The organism is Nostoc sp., from assembly GCF_036918245.1.
In the GTDB taxonomy this organism is placed as follows: domain Bacteria; phylum Cyanobacteriota; class Cyanobacteriia; order Cyanobacteriales; family Nostocaceae; genus Nostoc.
Genome location: NZ_JBALEF010000013.1, coordinates 1 through 6440, shown reverse-complemented (window position 1 = coordinate 6440; position 6440 = coordinate 1). Strand labels below are relative to the sequence as shown.

Sequence of the window (6440 nt, the reverse complement as noted above, 5' to 3'; positions counted from 1 at the left end):
TGATTGACTTTTTTGCACAAGCACTGCTGGCTAATTCTAATAATTATCTGTCTCGGCCATCACTGCTTCCTAAATATTAGACCTGAATCCTTACTGATGTAGGAACCCCTTCTGCTCTGCGAATAAATAAATTAACAAAACCACCAGTCAGTCTGGCTAAGACTAGGGTTACTGAAAACAGCAATGCGATCGTCAGAATTTTTTGCAGTACGATGGCAATATCTGGCTTGAGGGGAGCGCTCAGAACTGCCAAAAAAAAACCGGCGATGACAAACCAAAGAAAAGTCATCCGGTGCAGCGAACGAAATATAATTTTACTCCCGAAAATTCGTTGATTAGTAACGAATGTTTCTAGTTTTTTAAAGATAACTTTTTCACCAATTATTCCAGCTACGAAGCCAGCTAGAATAAACGCTATCGGCGTAATCCATTCGATCATATCAATTTTAAATTTGGAGTTTTAGATTTAGAATAACAGCATTTTTGCTGCGATTATGGCTAAATTTTACCTTGTGATTTGCCGGATTACCTGCTTGAGATTTTCTGGAATATGGACTTGCCAATTATTTACCACCCAGATTACGTTGCCCCATTGCCTGAAGGACATCGCTTCCCGATGTCTAAGTTTCGACAACTCTACGAATTGCTGTTAGCTGATGGTGTAGCTAATCAAGAACAATTTCACACCCCCGAACGTCCGCCGTTAGAGTTGATAGAGTTAGTCCACACTCCAAACTACGTTCAAGCTTACTGCGAAGGAACCCTAGATGCCAAAGCACAGCGTCGCATTGGTTTGCCTTGGAGTCCAGCACTAGCAAATCGTACTTGTGTAGCGGTAGGTGGTACGATACTTACTGCTAAACTGGCACTAAGTCAGGGTTTAGCTTGTAATACGGCTGGTGGCACTCATCATGCTTTTCCTAGTTATGGATCTGGTTTTTGTATTTTCAACGATATAGCGATCGCTTGTCGCGTTTTACAAAAATTCGGACTCGTCCAAAAAATCCTAATTGTCGATTTGGATGTCCATCAAGGAGACGGTACAGCTTTTATTTTCCAAGACGACGACAGCGTTTTTACTGTCTCCATGCACTGCGAAGTCAATTTCCCCGGTACTAAACAAAACAGCGATTTGGATGTTCCTTTGCCGGTAGGAATGGAGGATGACGCTTATTTGCAAACCTTGGCGAGTTACCTAGCAGATTTATTGTCTAAAGTCAAGCCAGACTTAGTATTTTATGATGCTGGTGTTGATCCTCATATAGGCGATCGCTTGGGCAAATTAGCCCTTACAGATGCTGGCATTTTTCGCCGGGAAATGCAGGTTTTGAGTACCTGTATGAGTAGCGGTTATCCTGTCGCCTGCGTCATTGGTGGCGGTTATGCTGATGATATGAAATCTTTAGTATGGCGACACTCCCTGCTACATCGCGCTGCCAGTGAAGTTTACCAGCAGTATAAACTATAGTCAGTTAATAGGAAATACTACCCAAAATCGTAAAGTTTTTAAACGCAGAGGAACGCAAAGTAAACGCAAAGGTACGCAGAGTATTGCCAAATTTAATTTGTAGCGAATGGGACTAAAATAAACTTTGCGCTCCTCTGCGCTTACCTCTACGCCCCTCTGCGTTTAAATTTAAACCCTATTTTGTCGGCAAAGGTAGCAGTGGATGAACAACGGTAAACTCAGAATCTACGAACTAGCAAAAGAATTAAATTTGGATAGCAAAAAGCTATTAGCAATTTGCGAAAAACTCAACATAGCAGTCAAAAGTCATACCAGCGCCATCTCAGAATCTGATGCAGAACGCATTCGTGTAGCAGTAAATAAACTAACAGCAAAATCCTCAAAAACTAAAACACACTTTGAAGATTGGGGCTATATGTTTATAGCTTCAGCAATTGATAGCTTTATCCGCCATCTTGAAGGTGAAACCGGTCTTAAATCATATCCCGAATTTAGGGAGCGGCGCGATCGCGCCAATCAGTTAATGTATGAATGTGTCGGTAAAAAGCCTTCTCTATTTTATGTGCATCGCAAGGGTGCAGGCAGAGAAGCAAGAGAAGAAATTTGGGATTTGACAATAGCAACAGACTCCGATGATTTTCAATTACCCGCAAGACTTGAGAAGCTCAGAAAAACATTAGGATTTAGAGCGGCTGTACCAAAAGATGGACGCGGCGGTTTAAAAATACTGTCAGCTCAGTTATTACAACCCTCACGGGGACACGCCGATAGCTATGCTATACCTTGCCGCTTGCGTTTGCTGCCTAATCATCAGCATCATCTCGACATTGAGTCCGCAACATTAAAACGCATCTTTGCTGCACCAGTTTGTGGCGGAAATGTGCCTACAGAAGATCAGCTGAAAGCTTGGAAAGCGTTTTTGCAAATTGAAGAAAAAATCGCTAAAGCGCGTCAATTTTGTGTGTGTTACGTAGGTCATAACTATAACTTTAAAAGGCGGATTAGTTTTGAAATTGATGTAGCCTCAGCCACTCTTGACGGCTTTTATCAAAATTCCCTCGATGTCGAAAACTTCTGGGAACGAGCAAGACGCACAAAAAACGAAGATTTAAAGCTTTTTGAAACTGCTCCCGTCGGCAAAAATTGGATTAGCGGTCGTCAATTAGGGACTGTTGAAGAAATTGACCCAAACCGTTGTATTATCAGCCTCAGATTAGAACGCGACTTAGCTGAATTCATGGCAGCAGAGCGTTATAAGTTGCCAGATACAGGATTTTTGTGTTTTGAGGCAGTTGGTGATATTCAGCAGATTCAACGCAAGAAAAAAGCTTTAGACGATTTGAATAACGGTTACACCCAAAATCCCTATTTGGGTAACTTTTTATTCGATGCTTCTCAGGCTAGACAAATCAAAACAACTGTTGAACTTCAACCACAAAATTTATTATTATCTTCTGCAAATCCTGGTCAGAAAGCAGCAGTGGAGAAGGTACTTGCCGCAAAGGATCTTGTTCTCATTCAAGGGCCGCCAGGTACTGGTAAAACTACCGTAATTGCAGAGATTTGCTATCAAATTGCCCTTCGCGGTGGACGCACTCTAATTGCTTCTCAAGCCAATTTAGCAGTAGATAACGCCCTGAGTCGATTAGTTCACAACCCAGTGATTCGCGCTGTACGAAAAGGTAGAGCCGAGAAAGTTGGGGAAGAAGGACAGCCATTTTTAGAAGACCAAGTGATTGGCAGATGGCTAGAAAATACAGCTAATGACTGTGAAAATAATCTGAGTCAACGGCTGGAAAATATTAAAACTTTTACTCAATTACTGGCATCATCACAAAGATTCATAGCCTACTTCCAAGCTGAGGAAGAATTTAATCAGCAACAAAATAAATTCAATAAAAATAAAATAAAACTAGAAGTAAACTTTAAAAATCAAGAAAAATCTTATAACGAAACCATAGAAAAACAGAATGACGTTGAATCACTAATTGCAGGATTAGAAAAAATATTAAATACTGCACCAAATATCAACTGGGAAACTCCAGAAGTTACAGATTTTTTGCCACTTCTTAAGCCCTACACAGAAGGTAACAGTTTAGTAGAAGAATTTTTAGCAAATGTTCGTCAAACCATCAAATATACTGATGAACTCGGCTTTGTGCGTCCGGCGCTTGGTGCTTTTGGTTTAGCGGCTTGGTTGCGTGAAACTGTAGCAATAGAAATTTCTGGATTTAAAACTGCGTTGACTTCTGCTCAAGATGCAAGTCAAGCCATTTCAGAAATTGCGGCGTTGGTGCAGGTTGTGAAACAAAGTTTTGCCTCATTAAATAAGCTACAACCAGATTATCAGCAATATCTTAACAAGCTGCAAAACCTACAGCAAACAATCCAGATTTGGCAAAACCGCCAACGAGAAATTGATTACATTATCTCAGCAGTTAAGGAATGGAAATCTACAGCACCTTCTCTTCTCTATCAAACTTTGAAAGAATGCCATCAATCCGGTTTACCACTAACAGAGAATTTAGTGGACTTACCGCTAGGTTTATTGATGTTTGCTAATACATTAAAGCTAACAATAGTACCGAAAATATATAAAATAAACCTACCAGAATGGGAAGTATTGACAAAGGCGATCGCTTATGAAATAGACGGAGGTTTTACTGATAGGCGGGGTAAACAGCATAATTTTAGCTATTTTTTACAAGAAAATTTTAGTCAAATTCCAATGGTGCTATCAAAGAGCGATCGCACCCAATGGCAAGAAACCTATCAACAGTTTAACAATTATCAGTTACTTAACCCCAAACAGCGAAAATTATTGGTTGAAAATACCCAGTTTTTCTTAATTAGAATGCAAAATAATTATGGCACATCATGGGAATGGAATAATATCGACTCTACTGTCACCTGCATTACACAAGAATTATTAGATACTATACTTGCAAACGCGCGTCAATGCGTTTTCAAAGTCAAAACTGAAACTGAACAACAGCTTCAAAATCTGAAACAACAATTAAATGAACATCAGAAAAACGAAGTTAGCCAACAGCAAATATCCATTACTCAAGCTGAGGTAGAAAAAGCAGAGCAAGATGCTAATTTGCAACTTTTGCAAGTTATTAATATCTTGCAAAAACTTAATCTACAGCCAAATCTACCTGCTCAATTACGCATTATAGTTGAAAAATATCTTGCAACACAATCAAATATTTGGGAGCAGCCCCAAGAATTTGCAAATCAAGTGAATTATTGGGAAACTTCCATTAGTCAGCTTGAAACCTTAATCTCATCATTAGAACCTTTTGCTGTGTTAGAAACGATTAAAAATTCTCTACATGAGCATCTCTCAAAACTGAAGCAAGAAACTGAAACTTCTCTACAGCAGCTTCAAAAATTACAAGCTAGTCTACGCGAAATAGAACAGAAATTGCTACCACAGCTATCAGAAAAATTAATAATAGAAAGAAAGTGGTGGTTGACAGAATTGCAAACAATACCTGATAAATTTAAACCAGAAAATTATCAATCTGACTTATTTAATCTAGAGTTTTTACGCAAAATTAATACTCAGTTTGAATCTTGGCAAGAGCAACTCCAAAAAGACGAAGTCTATCTCAATAGATATCATAATTTTGTTCAAGATTGGATTGGAAAATTAAGACAGCCAACAGAAGGCGATAGCGACGATTTAAGGCGCATTTATTTAGATAATGCCAATGTCGTCGGTATCACCTGTGTTCAAGCTGCAAATAGAGGTTTTTCGGAAGAATTCAAATCCTTTGATGTCGTCATCATTGATGAAGTTAGCAAATGTACTCCACCAGAGTTACTAATCCCAGCTTTGAAAGGCAAAAAGTTAGTCATGGTAGGCGATCATCGGCAATTACCACCCATGCTTGATACTAGCACTTTAGAAGAAGTTGCTCAAACAATAGGCAATACAAGAGACGAACTACAATTTTTAGAAGAATCACTGTTTAAAAATCAGTTTGAATCGGCTGATGAAAGTATCAAACAAATGCTAACTACACAGTATAGAATGCATCCATTTATTATGGGAGCAATCAATCAATTTTATGACGGTAAATTAGAATCTGGTATTTTGGAGCCTGATACAAAACGCGCACATCATTTAGCAGACGAAATTATCCAAGAATCTCAGCATCTTATCTGGGTAAAAACACCTATAGAGAATCAGTTTTTAGAGCAACGAAACGGAACCTCTTACTTTAATACTCCAGAAATTGATGCGATTGAACGTTTGTGTCATCAGTTTGAGAATACTTGGGCTTCTAAAGTTGCTAATGGTGAACCAAAAAAAGAAGTTGCCGTAATTACATTTTATGGCGCTCAATTAAGAAAAATCGATGAACGTCTGCAATCTGAACTTTTTCCTTCGCTAGAAATTCGTACTGGTACAGTAGATAGATTTCAAGGTATGGAAAGACCGATTGTAATTGTCAGTATGGTTCGCAACAATAGCAAAGGAGATGTAGGATTTGCTAAGAAGCCAGAACGGGTAAATGTTGCATTTTCCCGCGCTCAAGAACTACTAATAATTGTGGGTTGTCATAATTTATTTACCCATCAATCAGGTAAAGTCGGAAGGATGTATTCTGAAGTTTCAAATATTGTAAGTCTACATGAAGGTTTCGTTGATGTTTATCGCCTCTTCAGCTAAACCTATTGATGACAATATCAAGAATTTGGTAGAAAAAATTAAGGCTATCTACTGGGCAAATTAGCCCGTGGAGGTAGAGGTTAGCCGCCTGCATCATCGGTGAAAGTTATGCTGATGAGATGAAGTTCCTCCTGTGGTGTCACTTCTTTCTAAGATTAAAGCGATAAATAATTAAGTTATTTCCTTTTGCCCTTTTATCGTAAGGATTCAGGTCTAATATTTAGGAAGCAGTGATGGCCGAGACAGATAATTATTAGAATTAGCCAGCAGTGCTTGTGCAAAAAAGTC

At 38.9% G+C, this 6440-nt stretch carries 3 protein-coding genes; 2 read left to right on the top strand and 1 reads right to left on the bottom strand.

The window, feature by feature from the left end; genetic code table 11:
- Positions 1-76 precede the first annotated feature (76 nt).
- A complete protein-coding gene (locus V7L12_RS02480) occupies positions 77-439 on the bottom strand; it encodes a hypothetical protein (RefSeq protein WP_335081830.1) in 363 nt (120 codons plus the stop codon).
- Between the two features lie 111 nt (positions 440-550).
- Here V7L12_RS02480 and V7L12_RS02475 point away from each other — a divergent pair, with 111 nt between their 5' ends.
- Both V7L12_RS02475 and V7L12_RS02470 read left to right on the top strand, forming a co-directional pair.
- The gene (locus V7L12_RS02475; protein ID WP_335081827.1) at positions 551-1468 is read left to right on the top strand and encodes a histone deacetylase family protein; all 918 of its coding nucleotides are present in this window, start codon (positions 551-553) and stop codon (positions 1466-1468) included.
- 202 nt (positions 1469-1670) lie between these two features.
- Positions 1671-6152, top strand: a complete 4482-nt coding sequence (locus V7L12_RS02470; protein WP_335081824.1) for a translation initiation factor IF-2 N-terminal domain-containing protein — start codon at positions 1671-1673, stop codon at positions 6150-6152.
- Positions 6153-6440 lie beyond the last annotated feature (288 nt).

Excerpts from the sequence above, each read along its gene's own strand:
- V7L12_RS02480 (WP_335081830.1), bottom strand. The coding sequence starts at position 439 with ATGATCGAATGGATTACGCCGATAGCGTTTATTCTAGCTGGCTTCGTA.
- V7L12_RS02475 (WP_335081827.1), top strand. The coding sequence starts at position 551 with ATGGACTTGCCAATTATTTACCACCCAGATTACGTTGCCCCATTGCCT.
- V7L12_RS02470 (WP_335081824.1), top strand. The coding sequence starts at position 1,671 with ATGAACAACGGTAAACTCAGAATCTACGAACTAGCAAAAGAATTAAAT.